Annotated in this window: 11 protein-coding genes; 7 read left to right on the plus strand and 4 right to left on the minus strand. The window is 54.4% G+C overall.

Features of this window, described 5'->3' with window-relative positions; genetic code table 11:
• Positions 1–5: 5 nt before the first annotated feature.
• The 3 genes from E1J53_RS09495 to E1J53_RS09505 all read right to left on the minus strand — a co-directional run bounded on the left by E1J53_RS09495 (position 6) and on the right by E1J53_RS09505 (position 9,080).
• Complete coding sequence (locus tag E1J53_RS09495; RefSeq protein WP_134272691.1) at positions 6–1,520, minus strand: aminotransferase class V-fold PLP-dependent enzyme; 1,515 nt, start codon at positions 1,518–1,520, stop codon at positions 6–8.
• Positions 1,521–1,919: 399 nt separating this feature from the next.
• Positions 1,920–6,539, minus strand: coding sequence for an ATP-binding protein (locus E1J53_RS09500; RefSeq protein ID WP_134272692.1), 4,620 nt, complete (start codon positions 6,537–6,539; stop codon positions 1,920–1,922).
• A gap of 372 nt (positions 6,540–6,911) precedes the next feature.
• The gene (locus E1J53_RS09505; RefSeq protein ID WP_134272693.1) at positions 6,912–9,080 is read right to left on the minus strand and encodes a prolyl oligopeptidase family protein; all 2,169 of its coding nucleotides are present in this window, start codon (positions 9,078–9,080) and stop codon (positions 6,912–6,914) included.
• A 472-nt stretch (positions 9,081–9,552) separates the two neighbouring features.
• On the opposite strand from E1J53_RS09505, the gene E1J53_RS09510 reads away from it, so the two are divergent.
• Complete coding sequence (locus E1J53_RS09510) at positions 9,553–10,383, plus strand: GNAT family N-acetyltransferase (RefSeq protein WP_134272694.1); 831 nt, start codon at positions 9,553–9,555, stop codon at positions 10,381–10,383.
• 110 nt (positions 10,384–10,493) lie between these two features.
• Here the strand turns inward: E1J53_RS09510 and E1J53_RS09515 are convergent, their stop codons facing one another.
• The gene (locus E1J53_RS09515; RefSeq protein ID WP_134272860.1) at positions 10,494–11,489 is read right to left on the minus strand and encodes a 2-hydroxyacid dehydrogenase; all 996 of its coding nucleotides are present in this window, start codon (positions 11,487–11,489) and stop codon (positions 10,494–10,496) included.
• A 103-nt stretch (positions 11,490–11,592) separates the two neighbouring features.
• Here E1J53_RS09515 and E1J53_RS09520 point away from each other — a divergent pair, with 103 nt between their 5' ends.
• The 6 genes from E1J53_RS09520 to xylA all read left to right on the plus strand — a co-directional run bounded on the left by E1J53_RS09520 (position 11,593) and on the right by xylA (position 19,416).
• On the plus strand, positions 11,593–13,797 hold the full coding sequence (locus tag E1J53_RS09520) for a S41 family peptidase (RefSeq protein WP_134272695.1): 2,205 nt from the start codon (positions 11,593–11,595) through the stop codon (positions 13,795–13,797).
• A gap of 76 nt (positions 13,798–13,873) precedes the next feature.
• Positions 13,874–15,178: a DUF4375 domain-containing protein gene (locus E1J53_RS09525; protein WP_134272696.1), complete on the plus strand. Its 1,305-nt coding sequence runs from the start codon at positions 13,874–13,876 to the stop codon at positions 15,176–15,178.
• A gap of 458 nt (positions 15,179–15,636) precedes the next feature.
• A complete protein-coding gene (locus tag E1J53_RS09530; protein WP_134272697.1) occupies positions 15,637–17,193 on the plus strand; it encodes a carbon-nitrogen hydrolase family protein in 1,557 nt (518 codons plus the stop codon).
• A 21-nt stretch (positions 17,194–17,214) separates the two neighbouring features.
• Entirely contained in the window at positions 17,215–17,382 is a 168-nt protein-coding gene (locus E1J53_RS23950; protein ID WP_173021421.1) for a hypothetical protein, read from the plus strand.
• Positions 17,383–17,598: 216 nt separating this feature from the next.
• On the plus strand, positions 17,599–17,961 hold the full coding sequence (locus E1J53_RS09535) for a gliding motility protein GldC (protein WP_134272698.1): 363 nt from the start codon (positions 17,599–17,601) through the stop codon (positions 17,959–17,961).
• Positions 17,962–18,102: 141 nt separating this feature from the next.
• Positions 18,103–19,416: a xylose isomerase gene (gene xylA / locus E1J53_RS09540; protein ID WP_154640170.1), complete on the plus strand. Its 1,314-nt coding sequence runs from the start codon at positions 18,103–18,105 to the stop codon at positions 19,414–19,416.
• Positions 19,417–19,552 lie beyond the last annotated feature (136 nt).

Consider the following 19,552-nt stretch of genomic DNA (forward strand, 5'->3'; position numbering starts at 1 on the left):
CGCAACTAGAGCACTGCGGCCACCCCGGCCTCCACTTCGTTAGCAAGGGGAAGGTCAAACAGGCGGTCGATACCCGCCAGACGGTGTGCGTCTGAGGTATCCGTCCAGTGATTGATCTGTCCGGACTTCTCATCAAAATGGTAATCGGTCATCCATCCCTGATGAAAGCGCTCGACCTGATGGATGGCCTGCGCCAGGTAGAGAATATCTTCCTCCGTCATCGTGGGGTGAATGGATAGGCGCACCCATCCCGGCCGTTCGGATACGTCTCCGGCGTCTACTTTTTCGGAGAACCGGCGGGAAGTTTCCCGGCAAAGGTCCAGTAGCAGGTGGCCGTACGTTCCGGCGCAGGAGCAACCTCCCCGGACCTGAATGCCGAAATGATCATTGAGGAGTTTCACGGTAAGGTTATGGTGCAGGCCGCGGATATTGAAGGAAATGATGCCCAGGCGTTCACGGTGTTCGTTGGCCAGAATGTCGAGGCCGGGAATGGCGTCGAGTTTGCGCCAGAGCAGGTCCATCAATTCCTCTTCGCGTTGGCGGATATTGGCTACGCCCATCTGGTCCTTCAGACGCATGGCCATGGCGGCCCGGATGGTTTGCAGCATGGCGGGGGTGCCGCCGTCTTCGCGCAGGTTCAGGTCTTCGAGGTAGCGGTGTCCTCCCCAGGGGTTAGTCCAGGTCACGGTTCCGCCGCCGGGGTGGTCGGGCACGGGGGAGGTCAGGTGGCGCTGGTTTACGACGAGAATGCCGGAGCTTCCGGGGCCACCCAGGAATTTGTGGGGAGAGAAAAAGATTGCGTCCAGATCAGCATTTGGGCGCGAGCGCGGGTGCATATCAATTTCCGTATAAGGAGCCGAGCACGCAAAGTCCACGAAGCAATACCCGGCCCGTTCGTGCATGATCTCGGCAATGTCATAGAAGGGCGTTTCGATGCCCGTAACGTTGGAACAGGCCGTGATGGAGGCAATTTTCAGCGGTCGATCGGCGTACCGGTCGGCGGCGGCGGCAAACTGCCGGGGGCACACGAGGCCGTCGGCACCGGGAGGCACCACGACCACTTCGGCGATGGTTTCCAGCCAGCTCGTCTGGTTGGAGTGGTGCTCCATGTGGGTAACGAAGATGACCGGGCGTTCCCGCTCGGGAATGACCACCCGTTCCGCGTGCTGGGTGGGCACCCGCAGGCCCATCATCCGCTGAAGTTTGTTCACTACTCCCGTCATGCCCGATCCTTCACAAACCAGGACGTCTTCCTCCCGGGCGCCCACGTGCTCCCGGATGATGTGCCGGGCGGCTTCGTAGGCGTGGGTCATGGCCTGTCCGGTGGCGTTGGTGTCCGTGTGGGAGTTGGCCATCAGCGGAAGGATATGATCCCGGATGGCGTCTTCGATCGGGCCGTAGGCCCGGCCGCTGGCCGTCCAGTCGGCGTAGGTAACGCTTTGTGCCGCGGCGTAGGGCGTCTTGATGCGAAGATCATTTCCGATGATGTGCTGGCGAATGTGAGAAAATTTGTCGGACATGGGTGTGTGTAATTATTGATCGGGTTGACAGTTGCTTAATACCAGTAAATACCTTTCCGTTACGGGGGGCAGTACTTTTGTGCTTTCTGCTTTCAGCACAAACCTAGTAGCTTGTCATCCTGACGGATGCGAAGCAAACACCGGCGGACCCGAACCCCGAGACCAGAAATCCGAAATTTCGGATTTGTCAGCTTATTCCTGGCGCGGGGACTAGTGCGACGATGGTCCTAAATACGTCTCCAGGTAGGCGATAGCACGGTGATCCGGGTCACGCATCCGCCGAATGGTGACATCAATCATTTTCCTCGCCTTGAGCTGGAGCTCCTGGCTTCACCGGAAATTGCGGCACCTGCGGCCACGCCATATTACTTCAATGATCAATCCCTGAGGCAACAGGCTTTAACCCGATACTTTTGCGCTCCTATTCAAGGATTCAATTTTCAGCTTGCAGACTTTGATGTAGTTCCGTAGCATCCCGTTGTTCAGGTAGACGCGTTCGAGGGCCGCACTGAAGTGAAACAGGTTGTCGTTAAAATCATCTTCCAAAAAGTACATCTCCCCGATTAGGGATTGGTAATGATGATTTTCCGTGTGGGTGTGAATGGCAAAGTAAAAGTGCTCGATGGCCTTGCGGTAATGGTGAATGGGGGAAAGTCCCGGATCCGCAGGAAATTCCCGGCCAAAATGATTTTGCACTTCCTGCTGACACGCATCCTGCCCCAGGTTATGGTATTTCTCGCACCACTGGGCCATTTGATAGTGCGCTTCACCGAGCTGCGACTGTAGGATATTGTAGGACGATCCGTATTTATTGAGGGTGGCAATTACTTCGTGGCAATAGTAAAGGCCGTGCTTGACGTCCTCGATGGTAGACTTTTTATTTCGGCAGCCCTTAAGCAAATCAATGCTCAATTCCCGAATCAAATGAAGTCGCACAAAGGGACTGTTTTCCAGCTTGCCCAGGTCATCCTGGTTTAATTCGTAGGGGTAGTCGAGAATTCGTAATATTCTCCGGCCCATGATTTTAGCGGCCAGATAAATATTGCTTGACTTGGCGCGGTTGGCGGGAGGAGCGTCGAAATTTTCGGAAAGCGTCTCGTCTCCTTCCACCCGATCGAGCATCCGGCCAATGGTGTTGATCATGGCCTCGCAAACCATTTTTACCGTTTTCCGGTAGGCTGCTTGTTCTTCTTCGGTGGCCTTGGAAAATTTTGTGCCGGAGGGGCCCAAAGAGAAGTAGATTACCCAAAGGATTTTATATAGCTGAAATGCTGAACTGTAGGGCTTGATGGCGTATTGGTAATAGAGGTGAGAAACGTAGTACAGCGAAATGGCACTTTCGGGGAAATTCAGGCTGTCCTCTACCGGTTGAACGAATAATCTCTGGGCCCATTGCTGGCGGAAGGAAAGCGAACCCTGCTGGCCACTTGATCTCCCCGAATCGGGTTTTACGGAATCTTGCAGTGACTTAAATAATAGTTCCAGCGCATTCTTGTAGACCTTTGCCGTTTCGGGGTCTTCCCATTTGACGGCCATATTCATCGTCGCAATCGTGGCATCACCGAGTTTGGACCATAGGTTGGCACTGTAGAAAAGCATGGATGCGTTCCAGTTGCCCCGGAAATCATCGTGCAGGAGCATGAACGTTTGCGAGAAGAGATCGTAGGTAGGGAACTGCTCCAGGAACCACGTCACGATTTTTTTTGCGTGGTCAATTTGTGCCTGGGACTTTTCGGGATGAGCATCGTAGCCCGCATATTCCTGCTGAAAGGCCTTAGCGGGAGATGCCCCGGGAAAGAAACCACTGGCGGTATACGCCCCGATCAGCGAACGTTCGTTGGCAGGGTCCTCGAATTCCTTTTTGATGTCGGCTACCTTTTTCAAAAGATAGTCGCGGTGGCGAACCTCAATTCGATCGACCAGGAGAAATTTAATGCGATCCCTGATCAGTTTATCCTCCAGCTTGTTTTTGAGCAGCAGCCACAAGGCCTTTTTGTAATTGTAGTAGGCAATGATGGAGGGGCGGTAGTCAATGCTAAAGGTTCTTTTCGCCGGGTCCTTATATTCCTCTTCTTTTGTTCCCTTCTCGATTTCTTCCCGCTTAACTATGGGTGTAAGATCATCTAAATATTCAGCTACTTCCGGATAGTAAAGCCGCATAATGTAGCCCCACTTGGAAAGGTCTTCCCCCTCGGCGCTGTTGTTTTTGAAAAAAAGGAGGGTGCCTAAGTTGTGGTAATAGTCCGCAAACAGAAACTGGTGGCGGGACAGCTTCAGGTGGTGGATTTTATGCTCCACAAATTCTTCGTGGAGCAGGCTGCGGTTAAGCTGCCCCCTTGACTTATGCACTCTTTTCCGATAGGCGGCAATTCGGTTTTCCTCCTCCTCCCGTTGGCTCTTTTCGTTCCCGGACAACAGGAGGTTGAACAATCCCACCCGAGCTTCCTTCAGGTCGTGTTGGCTGATGCCTCCGTAGCGGTACTTCTCGATCAGGGCAAGTTTTGCCAGGAACGGGATGTTCAGTAATTGCAGGTTGCGATAACTCTCGAAGGGATCAGTGTTGGTCGCCCCTTCGGAGTTCCCGAGATCATCACCGATCAGCCATTTGGCGTAAAGCGGGACATCATTGATGATGGTCTGGTAGGTAGAATAGGCGCTGTCAAAGGCCTTCATTTTCTCGAGGCTCAGGGAAAGTTTGAGCATGTTCCTGGTCCAGATGAATACCTGATGGCTGGTGATTGCATAGCGACGGTTGGTCGGAAACCGAAGCGTCTGGATGCTGTCAGTATAGTAGATTACGGCGTCCTCAAACTCCTGGTCGTAAAAATGGAGGTCACCCAGGATGGTCTGGATGAAGGCAATGGAGTGCACAAACTGATTCATCCCCTTGACGGGGGTAAAATCACTGTATTTATTTTCCAGCTCCCGGAGTTTTAGCTTGTAGTGTCGTTTGACCTGGCGGGATTCGTCGAGGGTGAAGGTGAAGGCGGCTGCACTTTGCTCGGAAATTTTGGCCAACAGGCTAATCTCCTGAGAGATTTCGCTGTAAAACTTATACTGGAAAAGGCCCGAAATGGTGGGGCGAATGTAGTTGTAGGAAAGGTGTGAGATCAGTTGCTCCAAAAAGGAGCGCAGGTGAGGGTCCGCGTTGCCGAGAATGACTTCCGGGATGGTTTCGAGGTTGCGCCAGGAAAAGCCGAAGGAATGGAACTTCAGCAAGTGATCCATGATGAAGGCCGAGGAGAAGAGGAGCTTGTCTCCGTAAGACTTTACGTGGCTGCTGTTGGTGACCAGGTAGGGGTGATAGAGCTCGGCGGTGAGGAACACTTCAAACTGCTTCTGGGCGGAGAACTTCAGAAACCAATGGTTAGGGGTCGGGGCATCATTTTTGGTATAAATTCTTTTGTTGGTTTTGGCGTCGTAATAGTGCTGCACGCGGGGACCAAGGTTGTCGCCCTTTACGATCAAATCTTCGATGAGGCTGATCAGCTTTTTCGGAGTACCGTTGCTGCGGTAGGTCAGGTAAACCACGTAGGTTTTGAGGAGCTGAAAAACCGGGTCATCCCGTCGGGGAAAGATGTTATCAAGTTTGTACTCTTCCTCCAGGTCGTAGCCATCGACCAATAGCTTACAGAGAAAGTTTTCTGTGGCGTCGGATACGTTGCTGCTGTAGGGATAGACCTTCTCCTTGAAGAAGGAGTTGACGTAGATGACGTCACTGAAAATACTGCTGTAGAAGGAGTCCCGGTCGGCGATGTCGGCCAGCGAAGCGTCGAACAGTTCCCTGCCGCCGATGAAGAAGAAGGTGGCCGGGGCAGAGTTGAGGAAGGATTTCAGGTTGCCCAGCAATCTGCCCACCGTATCCTGCCGTTCGCGCAGCCGGGAGTTATTGATGGAAATGGCACCGATCCGTTGATCTTCTTCAAATTCGGCGAGGTTGCCGGAGGGTTCCATTTTGTCCAATTCGTCGAGGATGAAGACGAATTTGGGGATGAAGGGGTAGCTGCTGAGGTATTTTACTCTGTTCCTTCTAAGTCGATCGAGATCATTAAGCAAAAACATTAATTCCGCTTCAATTTCCTTGGCGGAGGCCAGAGGGTAGGAAATCTGGTCGTTGCTGGAATAGCGGAATAAGCTTGAGGAAACCGCTACGGCCGATAGGCCGAATTGCTTGCGCACACTGGGCTCTAGGGACAGCTCATTTTTTCTGGATACTTCACCGTAAAGCCGATCATTTAAGTGGAGAAGGCGGGCCCCGATTTGATGGTATTGCTTTTGCCGAAGGGCTTGATCCCGTGGGGTGAAAATATTGGCAATCCCCCTTATGGGGAGGTAGAGTGGCCTGCGATACAGTATGCTAGTAGGCGTCACTTCGTTAAACCACCGGAGTAGTTGCTGGGCAATCTGACTGTAAACATCCTTTTCGGTGACGTCTTCCTGCGACAAGGGTATTTCGAAGGACCGATATTGTTCCGATGAATTAGCTTTTTCAGAAAGGAAAATACCGGCATCCCAGGCAAGAAAAATTGGGAGGATCAACAAGTAGATTACCAAGATGATGATGAGCACCGTTTTAATAACCTCGAGAAGGGTCCAACTATCCAGGGAGTCGCCGTTGGGGACGGCTGGAATCCAATCACGCGGAATCCATTCCATAAAGAATGCCAAAGAGTACAGTCCACCAACAATAAGTATTGCCAGGATTGGAAGAATCCATCTCAGGGAGGATTGAGCTCTTTTATTGTTCCTTTTCTTGGGGGATGGATTATTAGCCTCATGAATACTCTTTCGAAGCAGCGAAGTTTTTCCGATTCCCCGGTATCCGGTGATGAGGTAGGCGGAATTGCCGGAACATTCTTCCTTGATCAACCGCTTCAGGTAACGCTCCAGTCGGACTCTACCGACCCAGTTGTTGTAGCGTTCACCGGATTCACCATCCAGTTTCTTGGGGGCATAATTATGGAGCTTTACGTACAAAGTATCAATCTTTGCACTACTCGGCCGGGAGGGAGCACTCATGGTATTGTCAGATGGGTTTCAGGATATAGCTGTTCCCCTAATATAGGGGTTTTATTTGGTTGATAATTGGCTCCCCAGCCAATCCCCCGTGGGCTTTACGACAATAATGCGTCTTCCCATCCCACGGCACCCGCACCGGCTGAGCCGAGTATTCCTGGACCCTCGCCCCGATCGTGCTTTTGAATACCCACATAACGCACACCGGCCCGAAGGGATCTTCCTCCGGGCCGGTCGTGCCGTCCTACGCTGGTCCATCTAAAATACCATCAGACTAACGGACCACCAGACTAAAATTCTAACGGACTAAAATTCTAACGGACTAAAATTCTAACAGACTAAAATTCTAACAGACTAACGGACCAACAGACCAAATCACCCCTCAACACCGTACTTCACCGGCGACTTGGTATTGTAGAAAAAGAAGCTCCAATAGTCAGCCTGTTCTTCGATGGTTTTGGAAATGGGCTTGCCCGCACCGTGCCCGGCATCCGTGGCAATGCGAATCAGCACGGGATTCTCTCCTTCGTGAGCCTCCTGCAAACGGGCGGCAAACTTGAAGGAGTGAGCCGGAACCACCCGGTCATCGTGGTCCGCCGTAGTGACCATCGTGGCGGGGTAGGCCGTGCCGTCCTTGAGGTTGTGCAGCGGAGAATACGCCTTCAGGTAGGGGAACATCTCCGGATCCTCACTGCTACCGTACTCGGGAATCCAGCCCTTACCCACGGTGAATTTATGGTAGCGGAGCATGTCCATCACGCCCACGGCGGGGAAGGCTACGGCGAAGAGGTCCGGACGCTGCGTCATGGCGGCCCCGACCAGGAGCCCACCGTTGGAGCCCCCGGCAATGGCCAGCTTCTCCTGGCTCGTATAGCCTTCGGCAATGAGGTATTCTCCGGCGGCGATGAAGTCGTCAAAGACGTTCTGCTTATTCTTAAGCATCCCGGCCTGGTGCCATTCTTCGCCGTATTCGCCACCACCCCGCAGGTTGGGCATGGCGTACACCGCGCCGTTTTCCAGCATCGGAATCCGGAAGGTGCTGAAACTGGGGGTGAGACTGATGTTGAAGCCACCGTAACCGTAAAGGTAGGTCGGGTTGTTGCCGTCCAGCTCCAGTCCCTTTTTGTGGACGATGAACATCGTCACGGGTGTGCCGTCCTTGCTGTTGTAGGTCACCTGCTTCTCCACGAAGTCTTCCGGATTGAACTTCAGCGCCGGCTCAAAGAAGGGGCGGCTTTCGCCCGTCTCCACGTCGTATTCGAAGATGGTGCTCGGGTAGGTGAAGCTGGTGAAGACGTAAAAGAGCTTCTTCTCGTCCTCTTTACCGCCGAATCCACCGGCGCTGCCCAGTCCCGGCAGTTTGATTTCCTTCTTTCCCGAACCGTCGTAATTCATCTGGTAGTAGCGGTCAGTGGCCTTCTCCAGGTAATTGGCAAAGAGGTATCCTCCGCCGGTGTTGACGCTATTGAGGAGATTGTCTCCTTCGGGAATGATCTCTACCCAGTTGTCTTCCTCCGGATTGTCCAGGTTGATTTTTACCAGCCGGTAGTTCGGGGCTCCCACGTCGGTCATGACCCAGAAGTCGTTCCCCTGACTGTGGACCACGCTACTCTTCTGGGTGGTTTCCGGGAAGAGCGCGATGGGCTTTTGCTTGGGCAGGTTCTTGCCGTCCAGCGGCAGGTAATACATGGCGTATCCGTCCGTGCCGGGGGCGGCGTACATCACAAAGTAATCCTCCTCTTCGGTGGTGCCTCCGTAATGGTAGTAGGTCGGGTTTTCCCGGTCTTCGTAAATCAGAACGTCCTCACTTTGCGGGGTACCCAGCTTGTGGTAGTAGACGGAGTGCATGAGGTTGTTTCCGGACAACTCCTCGCCCTCGGCGGGGGCGGGGTAGCGGCTGTAGAAGAAGCCGTCGCCGTACCATCCCGCACCGCCGAATTTTACCCACTCGAGCTCGTCTTCCAGGTCGGTATTGGTGGCCAGGTCACGGACGTAGATCTTACGCCAGTCCGAACCACCGTCGGAACGACTGTAGGCCATGTAGCGGTTGTCTTTGTCGGCACCCAGCAGTCCGATGCTGGTCGTACCCTCCGGGTTGATTTCGTTGGGGTCAATGAAGACCTTTTCTTCACCGTCTTCTCCCTTTTTGTAGTAGTAGACGGATTGGTTCTGCAGCCCGTCATTCTTGCTGAAGATGTAGTAGTCTCCAACCCGGTTAGGGGCACTCAGGCGGGGGTAGTTGATCAGTTCCGTCATCCGTTCTTCGAAGGCCTGACGGAAGGGAATCTGCTCCAGGTAGCCAAAGGTGGCCTTATTCTGTTCCTGAACCCAGGCTTTGGTATCTTCGGCGTTGTCGTCCTCCAGCCAGTGGTAGGCGTCGGAGACTTCTTCGCCGTGGTAGGTGTCGACGTGGTCAACCTTTTTTGTTTCGGGGTAGGTGACGGGGATTTGGGGATAATCCACGGTGGCCATTTCTTCTTGGGGATTTTCTGCGCAGGCGGTGAAGGCTAACAACAGCGCCAGCAGGGGCAAATGTTTCATCATTCGGTAAGGCTTTTGTTTTGTCGTGACAAGATACTGAGTTCCGCCGTTTGGAAGCAGGCGATGAATGGGTCCTTCTACTAATGACCACCAACGTCAGATGATCGGCCAAGTCGCGGAGACCGTTTTACTTATTCGGGTGGGGCGGACGGGAGAGTTAAGTTTTAAAGGGACCTGGAGGGCCTGTGCGATCAGCCTTTAGGCCACGGTCCCGAGTTTTGCTTCGCTCATTGGGGTTGTTACTTTCAGAGGAAATGCAACTACGTGTCCGCCTAGCCAGTCGGATAAGTTTTGGGCAACGGTGTGTGAAGTGAAACGGAATACTCGGCTCAGCCGGTACAGGTGTAGGGGCATGGCCCGAGTGCCAGCTTATTCCCGGATGGCCGCAGTAGAACTAAGGTAGGCGTGGAGTGGGCAGTAGTCTCGGAACTGCGTATCTTGGATATGGTGTCGCTTAACGTTAACTGGGATTAAAATGACCGTAAGAAATTTAAAGGATACATCATTTGATGAACTGTTAGCTTGCTTTCTACGGGCATTTGCGGGGTATTACGTAACCATGCCAACGGATAAAAATTATTATAAGCAGCGATGGAAGGCCGCAAAAGTCAATTTTAGTCTTTCGTATGGGATGTTCGACGAGGGGGAGATAGTCGGATTCATCATCCACGCTGTTGATGTAAGGTTTGGGGTGAAAACGGCATTTAACACCGGGACCGGAGTAATACCGGAATATAGAGGAAGAAGAGTGGTTAAATCAATTTATGAATATGCCATCAACGATTTGCGTAAGCATGGAATTGAGAAAAGCTCCCTCGAAGTCATTACGAAGAATGAGCACGCTATTCGGGCATACAAGAGCGTCGGATTCGATATTTGTAAAGAGTACCGGTGCTTTGCGGGCACAATTAGCACAAGCAACAACGCTCAAGTTGAGTTCAGGGAAGTGTCAATGGAGGATTGGGGTTGGGAGCAACTGCCTAATCAGAAATTCTATTCCTGGGATTTCCAGAAAGAGACAATCGTAGACGGAAACTACGTTTTTTATCAGGTGCTAAGTAATAATCAGCCTGAGTCCTATTTTATCATTAATCCGGAAAATAAATATTTAGCACAGTTTGACGTGCTGAATAACAACGAGAATAATTGGAATAGGTTATTTGAGGCAATTAAACGGGTGTCTGGCGAAGTGAGGATAATTAATGTGGATAAACGCCTGACGGAAAAACTTGACCATATCCACTTACTGGGATTGAAAAATACGGTTAACCAATATGAGATGGAATTGATAATTGCCGGTGTATAAGTTTCCCCGCAAGAATTACCAGTCAAAATACTCCTACCCAAAATCCTGAAATGATTGGTTGGGGAAAATCCATCCACCCCAAACACCGCTTGGGTCACATCATTGCGGATTTATACCTGCACTTCGTTGGTTAAGTCTTTTCCCCCGGAAAAGGCACTGAGGTTCTCGATGGTCGTCTCGGCGATGTTGCGCAAAGCCGTGTCGGTCAGAAATGCCTGGTGGCTGGTGATCAGTACGTTACGGAAGCTCATCAGGCGGGCGATGGTGTCGTCCTGCAGGAGGTCTTCGTCACTGTGGTCTTCAAAGAACAGACCATCCTCTTCCTCGTAAACGTCCATCCCGAAGTAGCCGATGTGCCCGGTTTTCAGTCCGTCCACCACGGCGGTGGTTTGCACCAGTCCGCCCCGGCCCGTATTGATCAGCATGACGCCCGGCTTCATCTGCCGGATGCGTTCGGCGTTGATGAGGTAGTGCGTGTCTTCGTTGAGGGGCAACAGCAGAAAGATGACGTCTGCGCGCTGACAGAGGACGTCAATCTCCACGTATTCCAGGCCGTAATCCTTCGTGAGCGCTTCGTTGGGGTAGGGGTCGGTGCCGAGCAGTTCGCAGCCGAAGCCATGGAGAATCCTGGCCAGAATTCCCCCGATTTTCCCCGTACCAACGATCCCGGCGGTTTTCCCGTGAACGTCGAAGCCGGTGAGGCCGTCCAGACTGAAGTTCAGGTCCGTAATCCGGTGATGAGCGCGGATTACGCGGCGGTTCAGGGTCAGCATCATGGTGACGGCAAATTCCGCTACGGCGTAGGGCGAATAGGCCGGAACGCGTACCACCCGGATGCCCAGTTCGTTGGCGGCCTCCAGGTCGACATTGTTGTAGCCCGCCGACCGCAGCGCGATCAATTTGACCGATTGTTTGGCCAGTTGCTCCAGCGTCGTCCGGCCCACGTCGTCGTTGGTGAAGACGCTCACCGCCTCACAGTCGGCGGCCAGGGCCGCCGTGCGCTCGTGCAGCTGACTGCGGTGAAAAATCAACTCGTGTTGACCGTCATTGGCGGCTTCCAGAAACGGACGCTCAAATTGATGGGTACTAAATATCGCTACGCGCATCATGCAGCTTTTGGGGAGGTGAGGGTGTCTATTTATCGGTCCGGGAACTGAACGCTTCGCCCGGCCGCGTTTTACTCACCTCTGTAACACCAAGCCTACTACTATGTTGTTTCGCCCCCTTTGCTCCTTATTGCTCTGCCTGTTGACCGCCGTACTGGTCGCCCAAACGGAACCCAACTACGGTTTCGAAACCTTTACGGAGGAGGGTCCGACCGGATGGGAGGTCTTTGGCAGTGAGGCCTACTCCCACGGCCTGGCTGCGGAAGCCGCCCGCAGCGGAAAGTGTTCCGCTTTCCTGGCCTACGACGGGGATAGCCCGGATTTTAAAGCCTGGGCCTACACCGTTCCCGCCGAATTTGGCGGAGAGAAAATCAAACTGACCGGCTACCTCAAAACCGAGAACGTCACGGATGGCTTTGCCGGCATCTGGCTCCGCCTGGACCCCGGCATCGCCTTCGATAACATGAACGACCGGGGCGTTACCGGCACCACCGACTGGCAGCAATTCACCATCGAACTGGACCTGGTGCGGGAAGTCAAGAGCATCGTTTTTGGGGCGCTGCTGGTTGGTAAGGGGAAAGTCTGGGTGGATGACCTGGAATTGACCATTGACGGCAAGCCCCTGGCCGAAGCACCCGAAAAAGACCGGTATCCGGCCGAATTGGATAACGCCTTCAGCGAGGGTTCGGAGGTAAACTTCCCGGACCTGAGCATCTCAAACGTCAAGGACCTGGCGCTGCTGACGAAGGTCTGGGGTTTCCTCAAGTACCACCACCCGGCCATCGGCCGGGGCGAGCACAACTGGGATGCCGACCTGTTTCGGTTTATGCCCGTCTACCTGGAGGCTATCGCTAAGGGAAAGCAAACCCGCGACGCCGCCCTGCTGGGCTGGATAACGGGGCTCGGTGAGGTAGCTCCCTGCCGCAACTGTCAACCCGTGCCGGACAACGCCTACCTGCGCCCCGATCACGACTGGATGACGAATTCCGGCCTGGACGAAGCACTGGTCGAGAAACTTCAGTACCTCTACCAAAACCGCCATCAGGGCGCGCACTACTACGTCGGCATGGCGCCCGGTATCGGTAACCCCGACTTCAAGAACGAGCGCCCCTACGCCGAAATGACCTACCCCGATGCGGGCTACCGCTTCCTGGCGCTGGCGCGCTACTGGAACATGATCCAGTATTTCTTTCCCTACCGCCACCTTATGGACCGCGACTGGGAAAGGGTTCTGGAGGAATACCTTCCCCGCTTCCTGAACGCGGAAGACGAACTGGCCTACGAAATGGCCGCCGTTGGCGTCATCGCCGAAGTAAAGGATACCCACGCGAATTTGTGGGGTGGGGGAGACAAAATCCGTGAACACCGGGGAAGCAACTTCTCTGCGGCCCACGTCCGTTTCTTCGAAGACCAGCTGGTGGTAACCGATTTTTACCACCCGGAACGGGGGGCAGCCTCCGGCCTGAAACTCGGAGACGTCATCACCCACATCAACGGTCAGACCGTGCCCGACATCGTGGCCAACCTCCGTCCCTTTTATCCCGCCTCCAACCAGCCCACCAGACTGCGGGACATCGCGGCGGATATGCTCCGGTCGTCGGCCAGTAGCCTGGACGTCCGGGTAGACCGTAACGGGGAATACCTCACGAAGACGCTCGACCTCTATCCCCGCGACAGCCTGAACATGTTCCGGTGGTACCGCCGGGGGGAGGGCCCCAGTTACCGGATGCTCGAAGACGGTATCGGTTACGTGACTCTGGCCAGAATCCAGACCGAAGAGGTGCCCAAAATCAAGGAGGCCTTTGCGGAAACCGACGGCATCATCATCGACATTCGTAATTATCCCAGCGCCTTCATGCCCTTCGCGCTGTCGCCCTGGTTCATCGAGGAAGACACCCCCTTCGCCCGCTTCACCGCCGGGTCGGTGGATCATCCGGGCTTATTCGTCCTGGGCCCCAACGTTACGATGCCCAAACCGGAGAGTACCTACCGGGGAAAGGTGGTCGTATTGGTCAACGAGCTTTCCCAGAGCCAGGCGGAATACACGGCCATGTCCTTCCGGGCGGGGCGCGACGTGACCATCGTGGGCAGCACCACGGCCGCGGCCGACGGCAACGTGTCACGTATCCTCCTTCCCGGAGGACTGCGGACCATGATTTCCGGCATCGGAGTTCATTATCCCAACGGACGGGAAACTCAGCGTATCGGCATCGAGCCCGACATCCTGGTCCGCCCCACCATCGAGGGGACCCGCGCCGGCCGGGACGAACTACTGGAGCGAGCCCTTCAGGTGATTCGGGGGGAGTAGGGCAGGATAAGGGAATTTATCCTTTATTTGCTGCCGATTTGAATCTTTGCATCGCCAGTAATTAAGCAATCACCTAATGCCGCCGAACCCGAGTTCCCCGACCCACTTTTTGCCAGAAATTAACGTCCCTAAATTCTTCGCCGAAGCTCCTTCCCTTGCCCTGGGTCGATATGGAGGACTTTTAATTGAGTTCGTACTGACCGATGGGGCCGAGGAGGAAAATTTACGGCAACTGACCCCCGAACAGCGCACGATCTTTTATTTTGATATCATCTGGGGACAGGTCGATAATGGAGGATTCGTTCAGTTATTCGGCAACGGCTACGGGAAGTACTTAAGTCCGGCGATCGAAGGTTTACGGGCGTTGGGAGAGCCCGATATGGCCGATTTATTCCTGCGGGCCGAAAAAGAATACCGCAAAAACTGGTGGCAATTCCTGAAGGCAAAACTTCGGGGGTGGAGGGGATGGTTTAATCCCGCGTTTTACGCGGGGCAGGGTGGCCTGGATGCGCTGGATGAGGAGTTTTACCGAACCAAATCCGGAACAATTGCGCGCCTGGTTGCTCTCGTCCGAAGCACCGGCTCCCGCTACTTTACCGCCCAAAACGGGCAGACCTATCGGGAAGATACCTCCGGCACGCTGGAAGGATTTTATCGTGCGGGGGAACTTCAGTCGCGCGGGACCTTTCATCAGGGGCAGCTCCACGGAACGTACGAAGAGTACTTTTCCGGTGGAGCCCTGAAGGCGTCCGCCCAATACGAACGGGGGGGCCTGGTGGAAACCAAAATCCAGAACGAGCAAGGGAAACTGACCAAAACCCGCTCGCAAACCGGTGAGCCTGGGGTATGGCGGGAAGTCAGTTACCGGGAAGACGGAAGTTGTTATTACGGACTTTGCGACCAGGACGGAAATAAGGTTGCCGGTCCGACGGGCGGTCAGTACCCCAACGGGCAGGTGAGCAGGGAGGGATATCAGGATGAACGAGGGTACAGCGTCGGTGAAGTCAAAGAATATTACCCCGACGGCAAGCCTAAATTAATCGGTGAATACATTGGGCGGTTTACACTGGGCGTCCAGCAATTTTGGTTGCCGGGTGGCGAACAAACCCTGAAGGATGGCAACGGATATCGATTGGTCGAACTTAAACTGAGGGAAGGTGTCGAAGTCCTCCGGGAGGAGTATCAGGACGGCGTGAAGCACGGAGAAGTAAAACGGTCCCGGGAGGGAGTGCCCACCCTGGTGGAAAACTATCATGCGGGGAAATTGCACGGCCCGCGGAAGCAATTTTATCCCAACGGTAGCCCGAAGCAGATCGCCCACTACGAGCAGGGGCAACTGGTGTCGAAACAGGATTTCCCCGAAGACTCCGAAGGTGCTTAAGCAGGTCCAAATTCTCTTCTCATGTCCCCCAGTAGCGTAATTTTTAGGGATCGCCGATTTTAATACACGGCGACGAAGTCCGGATATAGCACTTGGGCGCGGACGCAGGTGCAAAGATTTGCGCAAAAAAGAAACGGGATCCGGGGATTTGTAAAATGCACCTTTTCCAAAATGCTTTGCCCTAAGTCCAAATGCCACTGCACCTGCGCTCCGGCGCCCTCATCCTGAATCCTTCATCCCGATCAGTCTTCGAACCTGGGATTGCCGGCAACTGATCGTCCCAACGAACGCTGCGCCCGGTTACACGGTTACTCTCTTCTTTTAAAGTTGGCCTCCCTACTAACGAACTAACAGACTAACGAACCAACAGACTAACGCACCAACAGACTAACACCCCAACTTCCGCACCTTTACTCCCCCTGATTTGTTCTCCGAAATAAATTCAATTCTATCCCACCATGCCTCACCCCTCCAGCGACCCCGTCGTTCCGAACGCCAACATTGAAAAAGTCGAACTGAAATTTTTGGGCATCCAGGAATATCGCGAACTGAAGGCCCTGATGGAAGAAGCCTACGCGGTCTTGCCGGATTCTGCCTGGGAACGACACGAGATTCAACGGCTGATCGAGATTTTTCCTCCCGGACAGGTGGCCATCTGGGTCAACGGTAACCTGGCGGGATGTGCCCTGAGCATCGTGGTGAACTACGAGAATTTTGATGACCAGCATACCTACCGGGAAATTACGGGCGATTACTCCTTCAGTACCCACGACCCGGAAGGAAACATCCTTTACGGCATCGACGTCTTCGTAAAACCCGAGTTCCGGGGGCTGCGGCTTGGCCGCCGGATGTACGACTACCGCAAGGAGCTGTGTGAGGAGATGAATCTCGAGGGTATCCTCTTCGGTGGCCGGCTGCCGAATTACCACGAGCACGCCGCCAAAATGTCGCCCCGCCAGTACATCCAGAAGGTGAAGGACCGGGAAATTCACGATCCGGTGCTCAACTTCCAGTTCGCCAACGATTTCTACGTGCGCCGGATCGTCCGGGGCTACCTAGAGGGAGACGAACACAGTCGGGAATTCGCCGCGCTCCTGATGTGGAATAATGTGCTCTACACCGCCCCGAGTAAGCGGCCCCGGCAACCCAAAAGTGTCGTCCGCCTCGGACTGGTCCAGTGGCAAATGCGGCCCTACCGCGGACTGGACGACGTCCTCGAACAGGCGGAATACTTCATCGATGCGGTGAGCAGCTACCGCTCCGATTTTGCCCTCTTCCCCGAATTCTTCAATGCGCCGCTGATGGCCGAGTTCAACGATCTGCCGGAACCGGAGGCCATCCGGAAGTTGGCCGAATTCACCGAGCCGATCGTAAAGAAGTTCTCCGAGTTCAGCGTGGCCTACAACATCAATATCATCACCGGATCCATGCCCTCGGTGGAAGACGGTAAGCTCTATAACGTGGGATATCTCTGTCGCCGCAACGGAACGCTGGAGAAATTCTATAAGCTGCACGTCACGCCCGACGAGGCCCAGGTCTGGGGGATGACCGGCGGAAGTGGCCTGAAGACCTTCGATACCGACTGCGGTAAGATCGGCATCCTGATCTGTTATGACGTCGAGTTCCCGGAACTCAGCCGGCTGCTGGCCGGCGCGGGCATGGACATTCTCTTCGTGCCCTTCCTGACGGATACCCAAAACGGTTACAGTCGGGTGCGGCACTGCGCGCAGGCCCGCGCGATCGAAAACGAATGCTACGTAGCCATCGCCGGATCCGTGGGGAACCTACCCAAGGTGCATAATATGGACATTCAGTACGCCCAGTCGATGGTCTTTACCCCTTGTGATTTTGCCTTTCCCAGTAACGGCGTCAAGGCCGAAGCCACTCCGAACACGGAAATGATCCTGGTCGCCGACGTTGACCTGGACCTCCTCAAGGAATTGCACGAGCATGGCTCCGTCCATAATCTTCGGGACCGCAGGACGGATATCTACCAACTGAAACTGATCCGATAGCCCCCGGACAAAACTTATGCAATGAAGACCAAAACCTGCGCCACCTGTAAAACGGACCACGACGTGATGTACCGCGTGCAAATCCGGAAGGGTAAAATCTGGATTTTCGTCTGCGAAGCCTGCTGCCGCAAACACCAACGGGGCGACTACTATCGCTACGGCGGCACCTGGAAGGGGAGTCGGCATTGAGAGGAGCGAGGCGTTAGGCTCAAGGATTCAGGTATCAGGATTCAGGATGAAGGATTCAGGATGAAGGATTGATGTGCTGCCGATTTTTCGCGGCATATCCGGGGACTGCTTGCTTCGCTTGACTGCTCGGGGTGCAACCTTTTCAATCCTCACTAATCTTTGGCCCCTCAAATCATACTCTCCCCCAATCCGTACCTTTGCGAAAATTTTCCAACCATGGCCAAAGAAAAGGTAAAGCAACGTTCCACGATTTCCGTTGAGGTAGGGTTAAACGAGGAAAAGCTTCCCGTGGAGCTTAAGTGGCGGGCCAGCGATAATCCGGTACCCGCCCAGGCGTGTAAGGGGATGCTGTTATCCCTTTTTGACGAGCAGTCCAAGGACACCATGAAGATTGATCTGTGGACCAAAGACATGCAGGTGGTGGAAATGGACCGCTTCATGTACCAGACCCTGCGCGGACTGGCGGATACCTACCACCGGGCCACCCAGAATACGGAGCTGGCCAATCAAATGCAGCAGTTCGTTTTCTTTTTCGGACAGGCTACCGGGGCAATTCCTAAGCAGGAAGACGTCAAATAGGGCTGCCTGCGGGCGTGAAAAGCACCATTTTTCACTTTTTTTTGCCCTTTCAAAAATCCCAAACGATTGCATTTTCGGGTAAGGGAGCTTCTTTGCCAAGGTTGTCCTAATTTGGCAGCCAAAGACAAAGAATCTACGATTATGCCCACCTTTTTTAATGATATTCCCACCATCCGTTACGAAGGCCCGGAGAGCGACAACCCGTTTGCCTTCAAACACTACGACAAAGAACGGGTGGTGGCCGGCAAGACCATGGCCGAGCACTTCAAATTCGCCATGGCCTGGTGGCATACCCTCTGCAATGCCGGAGGAGACCCCTTTGGTCCGGGAACGGTTGACTTTCCCTGGGATGCCAATCCCGACCCCGTACAGCGGGCGAAGGACAAGGTGGATGCCGGTTTCGAAATTCTGGACAAGCTCGGACTGGACTACTTCTGTTTCCACGACGTCGATCTCGTAGATGAGGGCGACGAAGGAATCGGAGAATTCGGCCGTCGCCTGGACGCCGTGACCGACTACCTGGCCGAAAAAATGAAGGGTACTGACATCAAAGTACTTTGGGGGACGGCTAACCTGTTTAGCCACCGCCGGTATATGAACGGAGCGAGTACCAACCCGGATTTTCGGGTGGTGGCGCATGCGGGCGCCCAGTTGAAGAACGCCATCGATGCGACCATCAAACTCGGAGGAGAAAATTACGTCTTCTGGGGTGGCCGTGAGGGCTACATGAGCCTGCTCAACACGGACTACGGCCGGGAAGTGGACCACCTGGCCCGTTTCCTGACCATGGCGCGTGACTACGCCCGAAAGCAAGGATTCGAGGGGACCTTCTTCATCGAGCCGAAGCCCTTTGAGCCCAGCAAGCACCAGTACGATTTTGATTCCGCCACCGTGGCGGGCTTCCTGCGGAAGTACGACCTGATGGACGACTTTAAGCTCAACATCGAGGTGAACCACGCCACCCTCGCGCAGCACACCTTCCAGCATGAACTGGCCGTGGCCGGGGCGGAGGGACTACTGGGCTCCATTGACGCTAACCGCGGAGACTACCAGAACGGATGGGATACCGATCAGTTCCCCAACAACGTGCCCGAGCTCACCGAAGCCATGCTGGTGATCCTGGAAGCCGGTGGCCTGCAGGGAGGCGGCGTGAATTTTGACGCCAAACGCAGACGGAACTCCACTGATTTGGAAGACATCTTCCACGCCCATATCGGCGGGATGGACTGCTTCGCCCGGGCCCTACTGGCCGCCGACAAAATTCTCAGCTCTTCGGCCTACCCCCGTCTGCGCAAAGAACGGTACAGCACCTTCGATGACGGAGATGGTCAAGCCTACGAAAGCGGAAGCATGGATCTGGAAACCCTCGCCCAAATCGGACGGAATGGAGGGGAGCCCCCCCAGACCAGCGGTAAGCAGGAGCTCTACGAGAATATCCTCAACCAGTACGTTTAGTAGGACGGCGGAGTCTGAATTTGCGCATGCATACCAGAAATTTCCTGGATTTTACGTGCACAGCTTGGTATCCTGACGGACGGAAGAACTCGGAGTAGTTTCTATTGGAAAGGCACCTATCTTGAGCTTTTCCAAT

Origin of the sequence: Lewinella sp. W8 (genome assembly GCF_004375085.3) — a bacterium.
GTDB lineage: Bacteria > Bacteroidota > Bacteroidia > Chitinophagales > Saprospiraceae > Neolewinella.